Below are 19,709 nucleotides of genomic sequence, written 5' to 3'. Positions count from 1 at the left end.
AGTTCTGCTCCATCTAGTTGTTATGTTCATTATAAATAAAAGTACCCTGTAAGAGAGACTTTTTTTAAGTGTCTATCTTATAGGGTACATTTTAAGGATTTGAAGAGGCTTGCTTTTGCCATAGATGTATAAGTATCGAAGAGCTAATCTAATGAAATATGAAAAAAACGATAAAGTGCTTGCAGCCATTCCTTGTCGTTATGAGTGGTATAGGTTGTTAGGGATTGTCCCTCGTATATTCGAAATTCATTGTTGAGCATTGTATGTCGACCACGAAGGGTACGAATCATAGCGATTTTATTTTGTTGTTTAGAAAGTCTTGGAGCAAATATTGCATCATTCGCGTCATCAAAAAAACTATAGAGCAAGCGCCAATTATGTTGTGTTTGTTCATACAGCATCCAACCATTTGCATCATCGCGCTCAATTTTATATAGTTCATCGCCTTCACGGTGATGATGACCAGCTATTAATGGAACTGGCTTACAAGGCGCTAGTGCACCTACGCCAACATCTGATATATATGATTGGCCGGCGAAATGGACAAGCAGTAGCTGATGCATAGGTACATCCTCAACGGGTGTATCTGCTTCCATGTTGCGCCAAAACTGTGCATAGCGATTGGTCACAGAAAAGCCGAGTTCACGAAGGAGCCAGCTAAATAAAATATTTAATTCAAAGCAATTACCTCCGCGATGTTGAAGGATGATTTTTTGAAAAAGGTCAGGGATAGCGAAGGAGAGGCCATGTTTCAAGGCAACATCTAAGTTTTCATATGGAATGGTACATAGATGTCTTGTTTGGAGCTGACCAAGTAGCTTAATAGATGGCTCTAAAGATCCTTGAAATTGAATAAGCTTCAAATATTGCTGTATTTGTGAATTCATAAAATCGCCTCACTTCCTTATTAATTAACATAACCGAAATGACTTGAGAATACACGCATAATATTGAAAAGAAAATAATAGAAAAGTAGTTAGATAACTTGTAAAATTAAAATATTAGCTACAATAAAGTAAGGCATTTCCTATTTAGTTAATAATAATGATTGTAAGGTAGGTATGAGCATGACAAGTGGAATGAAATGGATAGAAGTGAATTCATACGATGAAATGAGCGAAGTGGCAGCGAATATTTTCACTAAGCAATTACAAGTAAAGCCAGCAAGTATTTTAGGATTAGCGACTGGTGGCTCACCTGTAGGTATGTATAAAGAATTAGTGAAATGCAAACAAGCTGGACATATATCTTTTAAAGACGTAATTACATTTAACTTAGACGAATATGTTGGTCTGGATCAATCAAGTCCGGCAAGCTATTGGACATTCATGCATGAGAATTTATTTAATCATGTAGATATGAAAAAGGAAAATATTCATTTACCAAATGGTAAAGCAGAGAACTTAACCTCTGAATGCGTGGCTTATGATGCTCGAATTAAGGAAGCAGGAGGAATTGATCTACAGCTTCTAGGAATTGGCGTTAATGGGCATATTGGCTTTAATGAACCAGGAACATCTTTCGAATCACTGACGAATATTGTAGAATTAACAGAATCCACACGAACTGAAAATGCAATTTATTTTGACGATTCAAAAGATGTACCGACGCATGCTATTACAATGGGCATTCAATCTATCATGAATGCCAAGGAAATCGTGTTAATTGCATTTGGTGAAAAAAAGCTAGAGGCTATCGAAAGATTAAAGAGTGGAATTGTGACAGAAGATTTCCCAGCAAGCCAATTATTAAATCATCCAAATGTAACGGTTATTTACGGCGGAACAAACTAGAGAAAAAGCGTAGACTTCAACTAATGTGAGTCTACGCTTTTTATTTTGCAATATGCTTGTTGGTAGAAATATCGAAGTGACGGATAGAACTGTTAAAGCGACGGATAGAACCAGCAAAATGACGGATAGAGTTCTCAAAGAGACGGATAGAACCGGCAAAGTGACGGAAAGAATTGTCAAAATGAATGATAGAGCAGGCAAAGTGACACAGCGACGGATAAGTCCTCAAAGCGACGAATAGAACCGGCAAAGTGACGGATAGAATTGTCAAAATGAATGATAGAGCAGGCAAAGTGACAAAGCGACGGATAAGTCCTCAAAGCGACGAATAGAACCGGCAAAATGACGGATAGAATTGTCAAAATGAATGATAGAGCAGGCAAAGTGACAAAGTGACGGATAGAACTGACAAAGCGACGAATAGAGTCCTCAAAATGACGGATAGAACCGGCAAAGCGAAGAGTAGAGTCCTCAAAGCGACGGATAAAATCCCCGAATGGCAAATAGAACTTCTATTCCAATATGCTAGGATACACTCTTTCTACCTGATAATATGACACCGGCAACAACGGCAAGGCCTCCGATAATTTGGAAAGAGTGTAATTTTTCATCGAGGAATATTACAGCGAATATGGAGGCAAAAACAGGGATGAAGTTTAAATAAATACTAGCCTTGTTTGCACCTAGCTGTACAACACCGCTATTCCAACTAAGAAAGGCTACGATCGATGCGAACACACCAACATATAGAATGGCAGCTATTGTTGACCATTGCCAGTGAATAGAATCTGTGATTGTGATTGTTTCATAGATATAAAACGGTAACAGCATCATTGCTCCGATGAAGATGGTCACTAGGAATGTCGATTGACCAGGTAAACGATTGGCGTAATGCTTTATAAGAAGCGAATATATGCTCCAACAGAAGACCGCCACTACAACTATTAAATCCCCTTTATTGAATGTAAAATCGACTAAACTTGCAAATGAGCCTCCGGAAATAATAAAAATGACACCACTAAGTGATAAGGCTGTTCCGAAGAGCTGAAATTTTGATAGTTTTTCCTTCAGAAAAATGAAAGATAGTATGTATATCATAATAGGTGTTGATGAGTTCATTAAAGATGCATTAATCGACGTTGTATAATGTAGTCCAATATAAACTAGGGTATTAAAGGCAGCAACTCCTGTTAAGGCTAAAATAATGACAATCGGCCAATTCTCCTTTAGCATCCGCCATTCACGCTTTAAATTTTGAAAAGCAATCGGGAAAAACACGATAAAGGCGACACACCAACGTAGAAATGCTAGGGTTAAAGGTGGGATATCACCGCTAACTGCCCGACCAATAACAAAATTACCGCCCCATAAAAGAGTTGCCAGTAATAATAATACATATGGTGGGATTTTCATGAAGCATACTCCTTTAAAGTAAGAATATTCTTATCAATTATAGGCACTATCCTCGCTAATAATCAATGTTTCCATGTTATCTTTATGCTAGAATAAGGAAAACAATAGGAGGGGTTAGGGTGAAAAATACAGTACCACATTTACAAAAGGGAGATACAGTTGGTCTGGTTGCTTTATCGAGTCTAGTGGATCCCGAAATGCTAGGAGATGCAATATCCTTTCTTGACGATTTAGGTCTTAATTATCTTATTGGCGATACAATTCAGGCAAAGCATGATTATTTAGCGGGTAATGACGAGGAACGTCTGAATGACTTTCATGAAATGGTTAAAAATCCAGAGGTAAAGGCTATTTTTTGTGTCAAGGGTGGCTATGGTGCTGCACGAATTGCAGAAAAGATTGACTACGGTCTACTAGAGGAAAATCCGAAAATCTTCTGGGGCTTCTCAGATCTTACATATTTACATTGCGCGATTAATGAATATGCTAATTTAGTAACATTTCATGGACCGTTGCTTATGTCTGTAGGAAGAATAGATGAGTTATCGAAGAAAATGTTTTTACAGCTATTTTCACCGATAGAAATACAGTATACGGAGGATATATCAACGTTAACAACGATTGGACCAGGTGTAGCTCGCGGTCAAATTATTGGGGGGAATTTACGTCGCCTAGTTAGCACATTAGGTACTAAATTTGAGGTTCACACAGAAGGTAGAATTTTACTGATTGAGGAGCTTGCGGAGACGCTTCCACATATTGATTCGATGCTGCAACAATTAAAGCAAGCGAGGAAGTTTGAACAATTAGCAGGTGTTGTTATTGGTTCCTTTACGCAAACAGGAGCCGAGGAAGCGGCTCTATTATCATTAATGAAAGAGTACTTCGCTGAGTTAGATATTCCAGTAGTATCAGGTTTTAAAATTGGACATGAAGCAACAAATATTGCCATTCCATTAGGAGTGGATGCCATATTAGACGCACAGGAAAAGGTACTTAGGATTTTGCCTGGTGTGCATTAAAAAGAAGCGCTCTGCCTTTTATAGGTGCATAGCGCTCTATTTAATTTTTAATAAGGCTTTGTGTCATGTCCTTTATCGATAGCATCTCTAGGGGCATCATCACCATTAATGTTGCCGAGAGGCTTTGAGGTAGAGGAAGTCTTTCGAGCTTTTTGTAAACCTTCTTTTAGCAAGCGACCATATTCTTCATCTGCTTCTTCCGCTAATGCAATCATTGCTTCTTGAATGGCCATATTACAGACAGATAAATCACGAATTAAGTTTTCAAGTAGCTCATCTCGTTCCCACTGCTCAAAATTGCGATACGTTTCACCAGCTTGCTTCGTATTACTTTGGCGATCAATTGATTCACGAACGAGATTTCCTTCCACAAGTGGCGTATATTCCTTTGCCGTTTGAATAGCTTCCCTTAAGCCATTTAACATCGAAGGTTCATAGTTAATATGAGGATTTTGCCCTGGAGCTAAATCACGTTTATACATCATTTGACCACCGTTTTGATTGGTCGCTACTCGTTTTTTAGGAGCATTGATAGGAAGTTGTAAATAGTTTGCACCTACACGATGACGCTGTGTATCAGAGTAAGAGAAGGTACGACCTTGTAACATTTTATCATCCGAGAAATCCAATCCGTCTACAAGCACCCCTGTACCGAAAGTAGCCTGTTCAACCTCAGAAAAATAGTCTTCTGGATTTTTATTTAACACCATTTTACCCACTGGATACCACGGGAATTGGTCATTAGGCCATAGCTTTGTATCATCTAATGGATCAAAGTCAAGCTCTGGATGTGGACCATCCTCCATAATTTGTACGTTTAACTCCCATTCAGGATAATCACCGTGTTCAATCGCATCGTATAAATCCTGTGTAGCATGATTGAAGTTTTTCTTTTGGATTTCTTCAGCTTCCTTTTGTGTTAAGTTTTTAATGCCCTGTAAAGGCTCCCAATGATATTTTACAAGGACGGCTTTTCCTTCATTATTGACCCATTTATACGTATTAACGCCAGAGCCTTGCATCATTCGATAGTTAGCTGGAATACCCCAAGGTGAATAAATAAATGTCACCATATGGAAGGATTCTGGAGAGCTTGCACAGAAATCAAAAAAGCGTTCAACATCCTGAATATTTGTAATAGGATCAGGCTTAAAGGCGTGAATCATATCAGGGAATTTCATCGCATCACGGATAAAGAAGATTTTTAAATTATTGCCGACTAAATCCCAGTTACCATCCTCAGTATAGAACTTTACAGCAAAGCCTCGCGGATCACGTAATGTTTCAGGCGAATGACCACCATGAATAACTGTTGAGAAGCGCACAAAAATAGGCGTCTGCTTACCCTTACCCTGAAATACTTTTGCTCGTGTATATTTAGAAATAGGCTCATCCCCAGCGACACCATATGTTTCAAAATAGCCATGTGCCCCTGCACCTCGCGCATGTACTACACGCTCTGGAATTCTTTCGCGGTCAAAATGACTTATTTTCTCTATAAAATCATAGTTTTCAAGTGTTGCAGGTCCTCGATTACTAACAGTTCGTATATTTTGATTGTTTGTAATAGGATGTCCCTGTCGATTTGTCAAGGTCATGTTATGCTCATTTGTTGAATCATGTTGTTTTGTCATTGTATAACCCCTTTCTGTTGGATATCTCCATTCTGTCCTTGATTGTGGTAGTCTAGACATTAAAAGCTCTCTAACACAAAAGGGGTAAGATGGCTTATTTGAGGGTATTTTCATTTTTTAGTATCATAAGCTAATCATATTTGTTGGGAACAATTGATATTTTTGACAAAGAGGAATAATATTATCCTTAATTTTACCTAGTGTGTCGAAAAATGACGAATAATAAGTGTGGAAATATGAACCTTAATTTGTCAGAATTGTAATTGGATGAGATGAAATATTAATATAGGAATTTTTGGTACTATAACTTTATTTCGTTAATTCTAGTAAAGTATATTTTTTAGTGATATGCATTTGGAGGGAATAAGGGTAAATGAAGAAAGCTTTAGTATTGCTACTAGCCGTTATGCTAGTTGGATGTTCCGGAGAGGGAGCAGAGAAGAAAAAAGAGACAGATGTAAAAAAAGAAGATGTAAAGCAAGAGCAAGTTGATACAGTGAAATTTGAAGAGGTTGATACTGAATCAAAAGCTATGGTTGAAGAGTTTGTTAAAGAATACAATGAAAAGCTTACTTTATTTAAACAGGTTCAACCCATAGGATTAGATATGATTTCAGAACCAGTATCTAATGAACTTAATGATTTCTCACAAGTCCTATTGGAAGCTGATTTTAAAGAATATAAGGGCCATTACAAATTAGTTGCTAAATATAATAAGGATAAAAAAATAATTGGATATAATCTTACTGTTCAAGGACTCCCAGAAAAAGAAGTAAATGATGAGGGAGACGAATGGGCAGAAGGGATGACTTCAGCTGTATTAGTTGCTCAAGCACTAGGATTAGATTTGGATAAATTCACCGAATCATTAGCTATAGCTGAAGGAAATAGAGACACTCATTCTTATACTGATTCTACATATAAGGTAACTAATATTTGTACCGATGTCGATGCAGGAAAATTTGAATTTAATTATGATTTGACTAAATAGACCAAAAAGCATCTTTAAATGAGCTGCACCTCAATTGTTAGACACAGTTGAGGTGCAGTTCAAGAGATGCTTTTTTTTTTGCTGTTGTATTCTATTTTAGAAATAATAGCTTGGCAGCCCGGTATTAGAATAACGGAATCATCTAAGTTAATTTCAACACTATATTTTTTGTATTGATAAGATTCGATAATTTATCTCCCATTTGCGGGCAGTAATTGAGTCTGTCCTTTTTCAATGGTATAAAAGCGCTACGATGTAATTAGTTGACGAGCTCCTGAAATTTTTTTGCTAAAATACTTATTAGCTTTTTAAGAGCTCTGCAAGAATAATCACATTGTAGTAGATGGTGTTGCGTTTGTTAATAAGGACATTTTATAATCGCCACCATGAATTTGGTTAAACATCTTACCGGCAGATGCAAGAAGCTCTTTTGCATTTTCTTCTGACAATGATGGGCGAAGGTAGAAAATATGTAGAGCCTCGGTCGTTTCCTCTGAAACAGACGTACGTCTAGAATCGACAAATGGTGACCCAAATGCACCTTCCATATCACAGCTATAAAGGAGATTTTTTAACGAATTAAAACGACCATTTAAGCCCTCATAGCCAGTATCCTCATCGCCAATTGCGATTTCTATATTCCCGTTTAGTTTAGCTACATCATATAAGCCTATTGGAATTTCATATTGCAGGGAGAAGAAATTATTTAAATCAGCACCAGAGTGAAGCGGTGTTAAATAATTTTGCTTACTAATCCTACGCATTAAGCTTTCTGCTGAGTGACGATAGCGGTTCGGATCAGCACCAAGCTTTTTCCATAATTGTCGCCATTCAGCGATACCCTCTCGTTGAGTTACGGGATTTTCCTGCATTTCTAAATAGAGATTTTCCTGATACAATTGCATGCGGCCTTTAATCATTTGAGGCGATTCTGTAACGACAATTTTGGTATAATGAATAATGCCGATTTTTAGCTCGGGATGTTGTGTCAATAGAGATTGATTAATTGAAATGTCCATAAAACATCACCTACTTTATCTATTTCTATTATTGTATCAAATAAGGAGTTGGAAATAAAATGAACATACATGACCTACAACGTGAATTTGTGGCGTATGCAATGTCCATTGGCGTAGACAAAATTGGCTTTACAACAGCAGCTCCATTTACAGAATTAAAAAATCGACTGCGCCGTCAGCAAGAACTTGGCTATCAGTCTGGCTTTGAGGAAAGCGATATTGAAAAACGTACCGAACCCCTACAAATGTTAGAGGAAGCGGAAAGCATTGTGGCGATAGCTGTAGCTTATCCGTCACGTATGAAGGATGCTCCTATAGGAAAAAAAGGAGCAAGGCGAGGGATCTTTTGCCGTGCTTCCTGGGGTGTCGATTATCATACAGCATTACGTGAGCGATTGAAATTATTATCAGCTTGGCTTGAAGAGCGCATAGAAGGTGTGCGTATTGAATCGATGGTTGATACGGGTGCACTTGTGGATAGAGCAGTTGCAGAACGTGCAGGGATAGGCTGGAGCGGCAAAAACTGCTCGATTATTACGCCCGAGTTTGGTTCATATGTATATTTAGGAGAGCTTATCACGAATATTCCGTTTGCTCCTGATAAGCCTATAGAGGATGAATGTGGAGATTGCCGTTTATGTTTAGATGTTTGTCCAACAGGCGCGTTAATCGAGGGGGGACAGCTAAACTCTCAACGTTGTATAGCCTTTTTAACGCAAACTAAGGGAACACTACCCGATGAGTTTCGTACCCATATTGGTAATCGTTTGTATGGCTGTGATACATGCCAGACCGTATGTCCAAAGAATAAAGGAAAGATTAACTGGATACATGAGGAATTTAAGCCGGATCCAGTGCTTGCAAAACCGCTACTCGTACCACTTCTAACGATTTCAAACCGTGACTTTAAGGAGAAGTTTGGACATGTTTCTGGTTCATGGCGAGGGAAAAAACCAATTCAACGCAATGCTATTTTGGCATTAGCCCATTTTAAAGAAGAAGCTGCGGTACCAGATTTAGTAGCACTTCTTGAAAAGGATGAACGACCTGTTATTCGAGGAACGGCAGCGTGGGCTTTAGGTAAGATAGGTGGAGAACAGGCCCAATCTGCATTACTTGAGGCAAAAGCAAAAGAACAAGACGAGGAAGTACTCGTTGAAATTAACAAAGGTTTACAATTTTTTAGTTAAGGAAGTGTACCGTTATGCCATTGCATATCGTTTTATATCAACCAGAAATTCCAGCGAATACAGGAAATATTGCACGTACATGTGCTGGAACAAATACTTCACTACATTTAATTCGTCCTCTTGGTTTTTCCACAGACGATAAAATGCTAAAACGTGCCGGCTTAGATTATTGGCATAGTGTTAATGTAGTGTATCATGATTCATTAGAGGATTTTTTAGAGTCATCCAAAAATGGCGACGTTTATTTAATTGAGACATATAGTGAAGAGCCATTTACGACACATGATTTTAGTGATAAAGATCGAGATATTTACTTTATGTTTGGGAAAGAAACGACAGGCTTACCAAAAGATTTTGCGTACGAGCGTCGAGAAATGTGCTTGCGTATTCCACAAAGTGAGCATGTTCGTTCACTTAATCTATCGAATACAGCAGCAATTGTTATTTATGAAGCACTGCGCCAGCAAGGATACCCAGGGCTACAATAAAAAGAAAAACTGATCAAAAAGCGCGAGAAATCAATTTAGAAACGTTGATTTCTCGCGCTTTTCTGATGTGAAATTTTTTAAATTTACTTCTGCAAGCGACGGAAAAAAACAGTCCAGTGACGGAAAAAACTAGTCGAGCGATGGAAACCCGCCGCAAGCGACGGAAAAAACCAGTCGAGCGACGGAAAGAACTCGTCGAGCGATGGAAAGAACGCCGGAAGCGACGGAAAAAACCAGTCGAGCGATGGAAAGAACGCCGCAAGCGACGGAAAAAACCAGTCGAGCGACGGAAAGAACCCGTTAAGCGACGGAAAGCCCGCCAAGCGACGGAAAGAATGCCGCAAGCGACGGAAAGCCCGCCAAGCGACAGAAAGAACCTGTCAAGCGACGGATGCAATCCTTAAACCGCCGGATAGCTCGTCACAACACTCTTAAAATTTCAATAAAACAACATTTCCTGCTGGATCCTCTGTTTGGAAACCTCCATCTATCTCAATAACAGGTGCACCAATTGCAAGGAGATTTTCTCTCATTGTTACTGCTTGTTCCTCACTATCTAGACGTAGTGAAAATGTTTTTAAGCCAACCTGATTTTCTCCAAGCTTTGGCGCGTTCTCAGAGTACCAAGTATTTAAACCGATATGATGGTGATAGCGGCCAGTTGAGATAAATAACGCTTGTTCTCCATAACGAGTGACAATTTCAAACCCTAATCCCTTTGTATAAAATTCCTCCGCGACAATTAAATTCGATACAGATAAATGAATATGACCCATCACCGTATCAGTAGGAAGACCATCCCATCTGCCGTTACCTTCCTCTAATATTGACTGAATATTAAGGGGTTCAGTAACCATATGCACTTGGTCAAAATGCCAAGTCCATTTATTTTCAGGGCGATCTACATAAACCTCGATGCCGTTTTTATCTGGATCGTTTAAATAAAGGGCCTCACTCACATCGTGGTCAGATGCACCAAAGTGCACGCCGATATGATGAAAATGAGTAATAATATTTGCTAAATCACGACGTGTTGGTAAAAGAAGAGCAAAGTGATAAAGCCCAGTTGTGAATCTCGTTTTTTCTTCTAATGTTTCAGGTTGAATAATTGTAAGTAAAGCTGTTTTACCATCGGCTGTTAAAGTTGCTTTATGAGACTCCTGATGTAAGACTTTAAAGCCAATAACCTCTTGATAATATGTTAATGAGCGTTGAAGATCACTTACTTTAAGTTCAACATTTGTTACATATGTGTTTGGTTTTTCATGAAAATGCATAATAAATTACCTCCGAATAATAGTTATTTTTAATCATCAACTTACTTTATGTAAGTAAGTGTATTTTATAAAGCGAATAAAGTCAAGTCATTATATTATTCCAAAAAAAAAGAGAAGTAACCGATATGGTTCTTCTCGTTGATCTACAATAAGAAAATCACTAAGCATATGCTCATGCTTAGTGATTTTCTTGAGGTATTATTTCTCTGATTTGTAGTCGCCTTCGTAGCCAGCAGTGAAAATAGCAGATAAGAAAGCAACAGTTACACCAATAATTAATAATAATTTCATGGAAGAACCCTCCTCATGTTTATAAAGACATCTCCATTTAGTATAGCCTATCTATTAGAAAAATGAAACGACATAGTGGAATAAAATATGTCAGAAATGGTTCAAACATAACTATTTCGGGAAAACTATAAGAGAGGTGATGATAATGGAAAAAAAGGTTCCGAATATCGAAAACGGTACAATGGCTAGAAACTTTAAAGATTTACAGGATTTAGGAAAACAAATGGAGCATATGCGTGATGGTTTAGAACTCGCTGAGGATAATCGAATTACAGATCCTATTCAAGTAGATGATCCTGAAGAAAAAACAAATAGGCATTAGATGTTGGACAAGGTCAAGAATATCCTTATTTTCTTAAAACCAATTTTTTGTATAATGGAACTAGGAAAAGAAAGGGGTTGTTATTCTTGAATTTACAATCAACAAAAACATTAACAAATGGTGAAGAAATGCCTCGCTTCGGTTTAGGGGTCTACAAAATGACTGAACGCGATGAAACTTTGCAAGCTATTGATAAAGCACTTCAATTTGGCTATCGAGCTATCGATACTGCATCTTTATATGGTAATGAAGCTGAAGTAGGCGAAGCTATTCGTCATTCAGGTGTTAAACGAGAGGACATTTTTGTTACGACAAAGGTTTGGAATACTGATCAAGGCTATGATGAAACATTACGTGCTTTTGAAGTATCATTGAAAAAGTTAAATATGGATTATTTAGATTTATATTTAACGCATTGGGCAGTACCGGAAACATTTGAAGAAACGTATCGAGCAATTGAACGTTTATATGATGAAAAGTTAATTCGTGCAACAGGAGTCTCAAATCACCATGAGCATCATCTACAACAGCTATTAGCCAAAGCAAATATTGCGCCGATGGTTAATCAAGTTGAAGTGCATCCATTTTTACAGCAAGACGTATTAAGAGCATTTTGTCATGAACATGGAATTGCTGTTACAGCATGGTCCCCACTAGGTCGAGGTGGTGTGCTTGATAATCCAACGGTTCTTGAAATTGGTCAAGAACTTGGAAAGACAGCTGCACAAGTTGTACTTCGTTGGCACTTACAAAATGACACTCTCGTGATTCCGAAATCTGTAACACCGAGTCGTATTGAGGAAAATGCACAGATTTTTGATTTTGAATTAACACAAGCTCAGATGGATAAATTAGCTACGTTAAATCGTAATGAACGTTTTGGGCAGGACCCAGATAATTTTAAGTTTAATTTTTAACTTCTTTCAGCAAATGCTTTTTGTATTGAAAGCACATTAAGACTCCCACCTCTAGAGGTGGGAGTCTTCTACTGAATGAAGATAATTTGCCTTTTGCACCACAACAATAATATTGTATTACTGTTTGTCCTTCACAACGATTTGTTTATTTAAAAATGGATGCTCGAACTCTAATTGAATGGCATGGAGTTCATAGTCACCACTTGCTGTTTCTCTTGCTCCATACATTGTATCACCTATAATCGGATGTCCGATATGTGCTAAATGTACGCGTATCTGATGTGTTCTTCCTGTTTCAAGAATTAGATGGACAACACAAGAGTTTTTATAACGAGCTACAACTTCATAGTGTGTAACAGCATGTTGACCAGTTTTTGAGACAACACGCCTTGTTGCATGGTGCCTGTCTTTTCCGATAGATTCGGCAATTGTGCCAGATGAGGTGCGTAAATTTCCCTGTACCTCTGCGGCGTAAGTTCGAATAATGGATTTTTCCTCAATCATACGATCAAAGATGGACTTAGCTAATGGGTGCTTTGCTACAAGTAACAAACCTTGAGTCCCTCTATCAAGTCGATGGACATGCTCCGCGTAAACGCCACCTTGCTCTTTCATATGTGCCATGACATGATTCATACATGTATGGGTATCACTAGCGTCATTTGGATGTGTCGACATGCCTTTTGGTTTTGAAACGATTAAGCAGTGATCATCCTCATATACGACATCAATTGCACAAACAGGTGTCGGTTTATAATTAGATGCAGGAATAGGGAATGTAAATTTGATGCTGGAGCCTGCCTGTAATGGATCATTCCATTGTATAGGCTCTCCATCAACTGTTGTGACAGCCTTCGCCATACGTAATTCATGTACTAATTTTTTACCGAGTCGCCAATGATTGCGTAACAGTTCTTCAACTGTTAAGTTATTTTCTTTTATTTCATAACAAAACATATATTTTTCCTCCGTAGAAAAGACCGTATTCCAATTGTAGAACACGGTCTCTTAATTATTTTGCAGCTTTTACAGACTTCATTAAATAAAAGCTTGCCCCTGCAATTAAAATAAATGCAGTGAGCGCTAAAAATGGGATTGTGATAAATCCTAACCAATTAATATATTGTCCTGTACATGAAACCGCACCACAAGATGGAGCAGTTTCGGCTAAGAAACTAAGTTTTTGAATTCCATAATGATAGAGTGATACACTGCCACCCATAATGGCAAAAACAGCTGTTGTAACAGCAATACGTGCATTTTTTTGAATAAAGGCAATAGTGGTCATAATGACAATTGGATACATGAAAATACGTTGAATCCAACACATTTTACAAGGTTCATAGTGACGAATTTCCGAAAAATATAATGAACCCAGTGTGGCAACGACAGAGACAATCCAAATAAATAATAAGCCATTTTCTACTTTTTTAGACATATAAATTCTCTCCTTAATCTAACCATGTACTTGTTCGATTATAGTTGTTCTAGTTTTAGAAGTAAATTATCTTTACGAAGATAAGGTAAATACTTTTTTCAGAATTTCAGTCTAAAGTATGAATGGCTGAGGCAGACGTTCCAGACTTTGAAATGTTATCATTAAAATTAGTAATGCCAAAGAAGAGGTGTTTTTTGTGAGGGAGAATGAGCATTCTAATATCAGTATTTTAAAAGAAATTGCAGAACTATTAAACGAAGAAACTGAAATAATTACGATGCTAAAGGGCGCACTTGTAAAATTTTTAAATGGAACAAATTTTGAAACAGGCTGGATTTTTTTTATCGATGCTAAAGGGCGCTCAGAGCTTGTTGTCCATGAAAATTTACCAGAGGCATTGGAATATAAGAATTGCCATTATTTAAAAAAGGGAGGCTGTTGGTGTGTTTCCCGCTATCGAAATGAGGAGCTTAAAAAAGCTTCAAACATTATTGAATGCCAACGAATCGAAAGTGCAATCGCTGCAAATGTTGGTGATCACGAAAGTATTACACATCATGCGACAGTTCCACTCCAATCAGGACAGGAGCGCTTTGGTGTCTTAAATGTTGCATCAAAGGATACTGTGCGTTTTTCAGAGGAAGAATTAGCATTACTTGAATCGGTCGCCTTTCAGATGGGCTCTGCCATTAAGCGAATTTTACTGACGAAGCAAGAGCAAGAAATGGCACTTGTAAAAGAGCGCAATCGTTTAGCTAGGGACTTACATGATTCCGTTAATCAGCTACTTTTTTCAGTTACATTAACGGCAAGAGCAGGTATTGAAATGACGAATGATAGTGATGTTAAAGAAACATTTAAAGAAATTCAGCATTTAACTCAGGACGCTTTAACAGAGATGCGAGCACTTATTTGGCAACTTCGTCCAAAAGGATTGGAAAACGGCTTACTTGAGGCGATTAAAGTCTATGCTGAAATGCTTGGCTTGAAGCTCCATGTAACAGTTTCTGGTGTATTGCAATTTCCATCACGTATTGAAGAAACATTATTTCGGGTTGCTCAAGAGGCACTTAATAATGTACGTCGTCATGCTGGCGTACTGGAAGTCGCACTATATATTACAGTAACTTCTACAGATATTTTACTTGTTATTCGTGATGAGGGACGAGGCTTTGTCATAGATAACAATACTAAGCTACTGTCAATAGGTTTGCAATCGATAAAAGATCGCGCAAAATCAGTTGGTGGTACAGCTGATTGGGTTAGTGAAATTGGCAAAGGAACAGAGCTGTTAATCCGCTTGCCATATTAGGGGGGAAGAGAATGATACGTGTATTAATCGCTGACGATCATCATGTAGTACGTCGTGGATTACTATTTTTTTTAAAAACACAGAAAGATATTGAAGTTGTTGGAGAAGCGAAAAACGGATTAGAGGCAGTAGCTTTAGCGGAAAGTATTCAGCCAGATATTATATTAATGGATTTAGTAATGCCTGAAATGGATGGTATTCAGGCAACGAAACGCATTAAAGCTAAGTTTCCACAAATCGAAATTTTAATGCTTACAAGTTTTTCAGATCGTGATCATGTGGTGCCAGCTATGGAGGCAGGTGCAGCAGGCTATCAGTTGAAAGATATTGAGCCTGATGATTTGGTATTATCCATTCGTCGTATTATGCGTGGTGAAAATACATTGCATCCAGAAGCAACAACGACTCTAGAAATGGACCGTCAAGAATCTATAAATGTACCTCATGTATTAAACCCACTAACACCTCGTGAACAGGATGTGCTGGCAGAGCTTACAAAAGGGAAAAGTAACCGTGAAATTGCTTCCTCCCTATTTGTTACAGAAAAAACAGTGAAAACCCATATTTCTAATATTTTCACAAAGCTACAAGTGCAGGATCGTACGCAAGCAGCTCTTTATGCTGTAAAGCACGGGCTGACAGAGGGTAGTGGTATATAGAAGTTTAACTTCTTTAAAGCAAATGTTTTGGTAGCGAAAGCGAAGCGTCAGCTACAAATATCTTTTGTACCGAAAGCGTAGCGACAGATACAGAAGATGGTGAGATGAATGCTAGTTTAGACACTTTTCAGCGGGTGTCCAAGCATCCGCTAAAATAGAGGAACTCAGTCTTAGAACGCCACGTCCTGTGGCATTACCGAAATGATCGACATCGTGTCGGCCATCATGCAGGCCAAAGCACAAAGCCGATTCTGGACGCAATTATGCCGAGGCATAATTGATTGAAAAGTATAGAGTGTAAAATTCATTAGAATAGTAAACGGCGAGTTCCTACAAATAAGTAGTAGCCCGTCGTTTTTTATGAGTGTATTTATTTTTCAATAAAAAATTTTTTTGCAAAGTCAATTAATGTTGAGCTTGGTGTAAGTGCCAAGTCCTCTTTTAGTTTCCGTTCATAGTCTAGAAACACTTTGTATGCCTGTTCATGAAGCTCTGCATTTATTAAAGTGTGTAAGTAATGCTCAAGTTTTTGTTCATTATATGGATCAAAATCTAGGAGGCTATTTAAAAATTCAAGCGCCTTATCGATATCCGTTAATAAGGTAGCTTGAAACCCTTTTTCTAATAAATTTATGTATGATTTAGTCAGCTTATCTTTATAGGCAGTGGCCCATTCATAATCGTCAAATAAAAGTAATCCATTTTTATAAATAGAGAGACATTGGTTGATTAATGAAATTGGTGGGAAATCTAACTTTATGAAATCATCATAATATCTTTGGAAATCATATAAATCACAAAGGATGTTAGGTTTTTCAAAGATATAATACTTATTTGAAAAGATAATACAGTTCGCATAACCTATATTACTTAAGGTTTTTCTTAAATAAGAAAGAGCTGTATGGAGATTCGACTTTGCCCGTATATAGTCTAAGTCAGGCCATAGAATTTCAATCAAATAATCACGATGAATTGGTATGTTTGGATGTAAAATGAAATATACAAATATTTCTTTTGTTTTCTCGGTTTTGAAAGCAACTAAACTGTTGTTACTATATGCGGCAAATTGATCGAAGCATTGAACGTTTAAAATGGTTTTAGAAGCTTGCTGTATTATTTGCTGAATGGAATATTCATGCTCAATACGGGCAATAGTTTTTTCTAAACGAGCATGATTAATGGGTTTAAGTAAGTAGTCAAGCCCTCCAATCTCATATGACTGTATAGCAAATTCTTTATACGAGGTAATAAAAATAACACAAACATGTGGACGCTCAGTTTTGATAATATCAGCTACTTCAAGCCCAGTTAGTTCATTCAACTTTGTCTCTAAAAAAATTACATCAAACTCTATTGTTGGAAGCTCATTTAAAAATACTTCTACGCTTGTAAAAGTTTGAATTACCTGTATTTGCTGAAATGCTTGTAGTTTATTTTGAAAATAATGTAAAGCTAAAGGTTCATTGTCTATTAAAACGGCTCGAATCATATCAAAATCTCCTTTTTACAATAAAATTGAAAACAATTAAACTCTAGTCTATTTTGTTTGAAAAGGCTTCCCTTAAAATAAGGTGAGCACTAAAAAGTAAATTTCACATAAAATTTAATACTAGGATTTAGCACTCTGTTACAGCTTTCCATGAGTGAGCAGCGAGCCCTCCCTTTACAATAGGGGATTTTATCTGACTCATCTTTCCATTGAGATCACATAACGCTGCACTAAATTCTTTGTGTAGAAAGTAGGGTTTCCACAATCGTTACTTTAGTTTTTCAATGTTCTTATTAGAGAAGAGAAGTTTTGTCTGTTGTTTTAAGAGAATTGAAATAATTACATAAGCGTTTATTATTAAAAACTATTCTTAAAAATGGTTAAACAATTAATTAATAGATTATCCTTATTTTGTGAAAAATAATTTAATGATAGTAATAATTTATCAGGCGTTATTATAGTAAATTTGTCTTAAATAAAACTCAAAAACTACTTAAAAAATACTTAAATAGATAGGATATTAGTAATTAAAGTGCAATTACCATGGGGGAATAGATGGATAGTACGAGGAGTGAAATTATGAAATTAGAGCGTCTTTTAACGATGATAATGATTTTAATTAATCGTAAAAAGGTAAAGGCACAGGAGCTGGCTGATTTATTTAATGTGTCTGTCCGAACGATTTACCGTGATATTGAAACGCTAAGTTGTGCCGGAGTTCCTGTCATTAGTCAGCAGGGCGTTAACGGTGGGATTAGTCTTATTGATGGCTATCGTGTCGATAAACAGGTATTGACTAAGGAGGAGCTTACCTCTCTTTCTATTGCCATTAAAAGTGCACTCACAACATACGAAGATTCACATGCGAAAGCAGTGCTAGAAAAGATAACAAGTGTTGCTGATGACAACATAAAGCAATCTATTGACCAATTATTTATTGACCTTAGTCCATGGGGGCAAAATGTCCTTTTTAAGGAGCAAATAACATTATTAAAAACAGCAATTGAGCATGGGAAGTGTGTAAGCTTTACTTATTCAACTACGCATGGACGTATCACAAAGCGTTTATTAGAACCACACACCTTAGTACAAAAGGGCAAGGTTTGGTATGTTTATGGCTATTGCATATTAAGAGGAGATTTTCGCTTATTTAAAATTTCGAGGATGAAGGATTTAAAAGAAGAGTTAACAACTTTTCAGCGTAAGGAAGTAAATTTATCCGAACTTCCATGGGACAAAGAATGGCATCAGCCTCAAAATGTAGTAGACCTTACATTGTCTTTTGATTCTACGATTACGACATTAGTAGAAGAATCATTTGGCGCTGAACATATAGATCATGAACATTCTACAATCCGAATTTCAATACCAGAGGATGAATGGCTTTATGGCTTCCTTCTCAGCTTTGGGCATCGAATTACAGTTATAGAGCCACCTCATATTAGACAAATTGTGCAAGAACGTGCGACAGAAATTGTGAAATTATATAAAGATCTTCAATAATAGATGACAGACAGTTGTCAGGTTTCATTTGCTATAGTAGGGACAAATACAACGAAGGGTGGATTTAACCATGCAAAGTTATTGTCAAAGCTGTGGAATGCCATTAATGGATGAGGCATTATTAGGTACAGAAAGAGAAGGTCATAAAAGCCAAGAGTATTGCACGTATTGTTTTGAATTAGGAGAGTTCAAGGCGCCAAATCTAACTGTTGAAGAAATGGTTGAAATTTGTGTACCTCATTTAAAAGAAGACGGAATGGCAGAAGAGGATGCACGTAAAATGTTAGCTTCCTTTTTACCTAGCTTAAAGCGATGGCGAAAGCATGAACTAAAAGAGCCAATTGCGAAAGAAAAACAATCATTTCAAATAGTGGGAATTTCAGCACAAACAAGTAATGCCAAAGAAATCACATCGCAAGCAAAAATACCGCAATTATGGACGGATTTTTATCAGCAAGATATTGTAGGACAGATAACAAATCCGGTAAGTCAAGTAACGTACGGCTTGTACTCTGACTATGAAACGGATGTTAATGGGGAATATTTTATAACACTTGGAATTGAAGTGTCAGCTGCGGATGAAGTGCCAGATGGGCTGGTCATCAAAACAGTGCCAGCTGCAAAGTATTTGGTGTTTACTTCAGAAAAAGGACCAATGCCAGATATTATCATTAAAGCTTGGCAAGATATTTGGGCATGGTTTGCAAAATCAGGCGTAGAACGAGCATACACAGGTGACTTTGAGATGTATGATGAACGTTGTGCCAATCCACAAGAAGCACAGGTCGATATTTATATTGCGATAAAATAAAAACAAGCACCCAAAAGTTTTCAAAGAAAAACTTTCAGGCATTATAAACATACTAACATTAGTAGTACAAACCAAGGCCATGGTTTGTGCTACTATTTTTTTATAGTAGAAGTGAAGAAAAGCCGACCAGCCTCTGGGAC

General features: G+C 37.3%; 21 protein-coding genes. 12 read left to right on the top strand and 9 right to left on the bottom strand.

The window, feature by feature from the left end; translation table 11 throughout:
- Window positions 1–143: 143 nt before the first annotated feature.
- Window positions 144–887: an arylamine N-acetyltransferase family protein gene (locus tag ACIQXF_RS22240; RefSeq protein ID WP_402787830.1), complete on the bottom strand. Its 744-nt coding sequence runs from the start codon at window positions 885–887 to the stop codon at window positions 144–146.
- A gap of 192 nt (window positions 888–1,079) precedes the next feature.
- On the opposite strand from ACIQXF_RS22240, the gene nagB reads away from it, so the two are divergent.
- Both nagB and ACIQXF_RS22230 read left to right on the top strand, forming a co-directional pair.
- On the top strand, window positions 1,080–1,793 hold the full coding sequence (nagB, locus tag ACIQXF_RS22235; RefSeq protein ID WP_402787833.1) for a glucosamine-6-phosphate deaminase: 714 nt from the start codon (window positions 1,080–1,082) through the stop codon (window positions 1,791–1,793).
- Between the two features lie 118 nt (window positions 1,794–1,911).
- Window positions 1,912–2,034, top strand: coding sequence for a hypothetical protein (locus ACIQXF_RS22230; protein WP_402787827.1), 123 nt, complete (start codon window positions 1,912–1,914; stop codon window positions 2,032–2,034).
- 284 nt (window positions 2,035–2,318) lie between these two features.
- Here ACIQXF_RS22230 and ACIQXF_RS22225 read toward each other — a convergent pair whose 3' ends face one another.
- Entirely contained in the window at window positions 2,319–3,206 is an 888-nt protein-coding gene (locus ACIQXF_RS22225) for a DMT family transporter (protein ID WP_402787824.1), read from the bottom strand.
- A gap of 119 nt (window positions 3,207–3,325) precedes the next feature.
- On the opposite strand from ACIQXF_RS22225, the gene ACIQXF_RS22220 reads away from it, so the two are divergent.
- Window positions 3,326–4,228, top strand: coding sequence for a S66 peptidase family protein (locus ACIQXF_RS22220; RefSeq protein WP_402787821.1), 903 nt, complete (start codon window positions 3,326–3,328; stop codon window positions 4,226–4,228).
- A gap of 47 nt (window positions 4,229–4,275) precedes the next feature.
- Here ACIQXF_RS22220 and ACIQXF_RS22215 read toward each other — a convergent pair whose 3' ends face one another.
- Window positions 4,276–5,862, bottom strand: coding sequence for a catalase (locus ACIQXF_RS22215; RefSeq protein WP_402787818.1), 1,587 nt, complete (start codon window positions 5,860–5,862; stop codon window positions 4,276–4,278).
- Between the two features lie 373 nt (window positions 5,863–6,235).
- Between ACIQXF_RS22215 and ACIQXF_RS22210 the strand changes: the two genes are divergently transcribed.
- Entirely contained in the window at window positions 6,236–6,853 is a 618-nt protein-coding gene (locus ACIQXF_RS22210; RefSeq protein ID WP_402787815.1) for a hypothetical protein, read from the top strand.
- Between the two features lie 329 nt (window positions 6,854–7,182).
- Here ACIQXF_RS22210 and ACIQXF_RS22205 read toward each other — a convergent pair whose 3' ends face one another.
- The gene (locus ACIQXF_RS22205; protein ID WP_402787812.1) at window positions 7,183–7,872 is read right to left on the bottom strand and encodes a B3/B4 domain-containing protein; all 690 of its coding nucleotides are present in this window, start codon (window positions 7,870–7,872) and stop codon (window positions 7,183–7,185) included.
- Window positions 7,873–7,931: 59 nt separating this feature from the next.
- Here ACIQXF_RS22205 and queG point away from each other — a divergent pair, with 59 nt between their 5' ends.
- Together queG and trmL are read left to right on the top strand one after the other, a co-directional pair.
- On the top strand, window positions 7,932–9,062 hold the full coding sequence (queG, locus tag ACIQXF_RS22200) for a tRNA epoxyqueuosine(34) reductase QueG (RefSeq protein WP_402787809.1): 1,131 nt from the start codon (window positions 7,932–7,934) through the stop codon (window positions 9,060–9,062).
- A 14-nt stretch (window positions 9,063–9,076) separates the two neighbouring features.
- Entirely contained in the window at window positions 9,077–9,550 is a 474-nt protein-coding gene (gene trmL / locus ACIQXF_RS22195; protein ID WP_402787806.1) for a tRNA (uridine(34)/cytosine(34)/5-carboxymethylaminomethyluridine(34)-2'-O)-methyltransferase TrmL, read from the top strand.
- A gap of 83 nt (window positions 9,551–9,633) precedes the next feature.
- Here the strand turns inward: trmL and ACIQXF_RS22190 are convergent, their stop codons facing one another.
- Both ACIQXF_RS22190 and ACIQXF_RS22185 read right to left on the bottom strand, forming a co-directional pair.
- Window positions 9,634–9,894 carry a hypothetical protein gene (locus ACIQXF_RS22190; RefSeq protein ID WP_402787803.1) on the bottom strand — a complete coding sequence of 87 codons (261 nt, stop codon included), beginning with the start codon at window positions 9,892–9,894 and terminating at the stop codon, window positions 9,634–9,636.
- A gap of 87 nt (window positions 9,895–9,981) precedes the next feature.
- Window positions 9,982–10,827 carry a VOC family protein gene (locus ACIQXF_RS22185; protein ID WP_402787800.1) on the bottom strand — a complete coding sequence of 282 codons (846 nt, stop codon included), beginning with the start codon at window positions 10,825–10,827 and terminating at the stop codon, window positions 9,982–9,984.
- Between the two features lie 436 nt (window positions 10,828–11,263).
- Between ACIQXF_RS22185 and ACIQXF_RS22180 the strand changes: the two genes are divergently transcribed.
- Window positions 11,264–11,440: a hypothetical protein gene (locus ACIQXF_RS22180; protein WP_402787797.1), complete on the top strand. Its 177-nt coding sequence runs from the start codon at window positions 11,264–11,266 to the stop codon at window positions 11,438–11,440.
- Window positions 11,441–11,526: 86 nt separating this feature from the next.
- Window positions 11,527–12,357, top strand: a complete 831-nt coding sequence (locus ACIQXF_RS22175) for an aldo/keto reductase (protein ID WP_402787794.1) — start codon at window positions 11,527–11,529, stop codon at window positions 12,355–12,357.
- A 117-nt stretch (window positions 12,358–12,474) separates the two neighbouring features.
- Here ACIQXF_RS22175 and ACIQXF_RS22170 read toward each other — a convergent pair whose 3' ends face one another.
- Window positions 12,475–13,314: an RluA family pseudouridine synthase gene (locus tag ACIQXF_RS22170; RefSeq protein WP_402787791.1), complete on the bottom strand. Its 840-nt coding sequence runs from the start codon at window positions 13,312–13,314 to the stop codon at window positions 12,475–12,477.
- Window positions 13,315–13,369: 55 nt separating this feature from the next.
- Window positions 13,370–13,795 (bottom strand): disulfide oxidoreductase, encoded by a 426-nt coding sequence (locus ACIQXF_RS22165; RefSeq protein WP_402787788.1) that lies wholly within the window; start codon window positions 13,793–13,795, stop codon window positions 13,370–13,372.
- Between the two features lie 196 nt (window positions 13,796–13,991).
- On the opposite strand from ACIQXF_RS22165, the gene ACIQXF_RS22160 reads away from it, so the two are divergent.
- Window positions 13,992–15,107, top strand: a complete 1,116-nt coding sequence (locus ACIQXF_RS22160; RefSeq protein ID WP_402787785.1) for a GAF domain-containing sensor histidine kinase — start codon at window positions 13,992–13,994, stop codon at window positions 15,105–15,107.
- Between the two features lie 11 nt (window positions 15,108–15,118).
- Window positions 15,119–15,766, top strand: coding sequence for a response regulator (locus ACIQXF_RS22155; protein ID WP_402787782.1), 648 nt, complete (start codon window positions 15,119–15,121; stop codon window positions 15,764–15,766).
- A 370-nt stretch (window positions 15,767–16,136) separates the two neighbouring features.
- Here ACIQXF_RS22155 and ACIQXF_RS22150 read toward each other — a convergent pair whose 3' ends face one another.
- Entirely contained in the window at window positions 16,137–17,255 is a 1,119-nt protein-coding gene (locus ACIQXF_RS22150; RefSeq protein WP_402787779.1) for a response regulator, read from the bottom strand.
- 579 nt (window positions 17,256–17,834) lie between these two features.
- Between ACIQXF_RS22150 and ACIQXF_RS22145 the strand changes: the two genes are divergently transcribed.
- On the top strand, window positions 17,835–18,758 hold the full coding sequence (locus ACIQXF_RS22145; protein ID WP_402787777.1) for a helix-turn-helix transcriptional regulator: 924 nt from the start codon (window positions 17,835–17,837) through the stop codon (window positions 18,756–18,758).
- A 70-nt stretch (window positions 18,759–18,828) separates the two neighbouring features.
- A complete protein-coding gene (locus ACIQXF_RS22140) occupies window positions 18,829–19,569 on the top strand; it encodes an effector binding domain-containing protein (protein ID WP_402787774.1) in 741 nt (246 codons plus the stop codon).
- The last annotated feature ends 140 nt before the right edge of the window (window positions 19,570–19,709 follow it).

Origin of the sequence: Lysinibacillus sp. NPDC097231, assembly GCF_044761885.1 — a bacterium.
Taxonomy (GTDB): Bacteria; Bacillota; Bacilli; order Bacillales_A; family Planococcaceae; genus Lysinibacillus.
The sequence above is the reverse complement of the archived record's forward strand: the minus strand, read 5'-3'. Positions and strand labels throughout refer to the sequence as shown.

Excerpts from the sequence above, each read along its gene's own strand:
- ACIQXF_RS22240 (WP_402787830.1), bottom strand. The coding sequence starts at position 887 with ATGAATTCACAAATACAGCAATATTTGAAGCTTATTCAATTTCAAGGA.
- nagB (WP_402787833.1), top strand. The coding sequence starts at position 1,080 with ATGAAATGGATAGAAGTGAATTCATACGATGAAATGAGCGAAGTGGCA.
- ACIQXF_RS22230 (WP_402787827.1), top strand. The coding sequence starts at position 1,912 with ATGACGGATAGAGTTCTCAAAGAGACGGATAGAACCGGCAAAGTGACG.
- ACIQXF_RS22225 (WP_402787824.1), bottom strand. The coding sequence starts at position 3,206 with ATGAAAATCCCACCATATGTATTATTATTACTGGCAACTCTTTTATGG.
- ACIQXF_RS22215 (WP_402787818.1), bottom strand. The coding sequence starts at position 5,862 with ATGACAAAACAACATGATTCAACAAATGAGCATAACATGACCTTGACA.
- ACIQXF_RS22210 (WP_402787815.1), top strand. The coding sequence starts at position 6,236 with ATGAAGAAAGCTTTAGTATTGCTACTAGCCGTTATGCTAGTTGGATGT.
- ACIQXF_RS22205 (WP_402787812.1), bottom strand. The coding sequence starts at position 7,872 with ATGGACATTTCAATTAATCAATCTCTATTGACACAACATCCCGAGCTA.
- queG (WP_402787809.1), top strand. The coding sequence starts at position 7,932 with ATGAACATACATGACCTACAACGTGAATTTGTGGCGTATGCAATGTCC.
- trmL (WP_402787806.1), top strand. The coding sequence starts at position 9,077 with ATGCCATTGCATATCGTTTTATATCAACCAGAAATTCCAGCGAATACA.
- ACIQXF_RS22185 (WP_402787800.1), bottom strand. The coding sequence starts at position 10,827 with ATGCATTTTCATGAAAAACCAAACACATATGTAACAAATGTTGAACTT.
- ACIQXF_RS22180 (WP_402787797.1), top strand. The coding sequence starts at position 11,264 with ATGGAAAAAAAGGTTCCGAATATCGAAAACGGTACAATGGCTAGAAAC.
- ACIQXF_RS22170 (WP_402787791.1), bottom strand. The coding sequence starts at position 13,314 with ATGTTTTGTTATGAAATAAAAGAAAATAACTTAACAGTTGAAGAACTG.
- ACIQXF_RS22165 (WP_402787788.1), bottom strand. The coding sequence starts at position 13,795 with ATGTCTAAAAAAGTAGAAAATGGCTTATTATTTATTTGGATTGTCTCT.
- ACIQXF_RS22155 (WP_402787782.1), top strand. The coding sequence starts at position 15,119 with ATGATACGTGTATTAATCGCTGACGATCATCATGTAGTACGTCGTGGA.
- ACIQXF_RS22150 (WP_402787779.1), bottom strand. The coding sequence starts at position 17,255 with ATGATTCGAGCCGTTTTAATAGACAATGAACCTTTAGCTTTACATTAT.
- ACIQXF_RS22145 (WP_402787777.1), top strand. The coding sequence starts at position 17,835 with ATGAAATTAGAGCGTCTTTTAACGATGATAATGATTTTAATTAATCGT.
- ACIQXF_RS22140 (WP_402787774.1), top strand. The coding sequence starts at position 18,829 with ATGCAAAGTTATTGTCAAAGCTGTGGAATGCCATTAATGGATGAGGCA.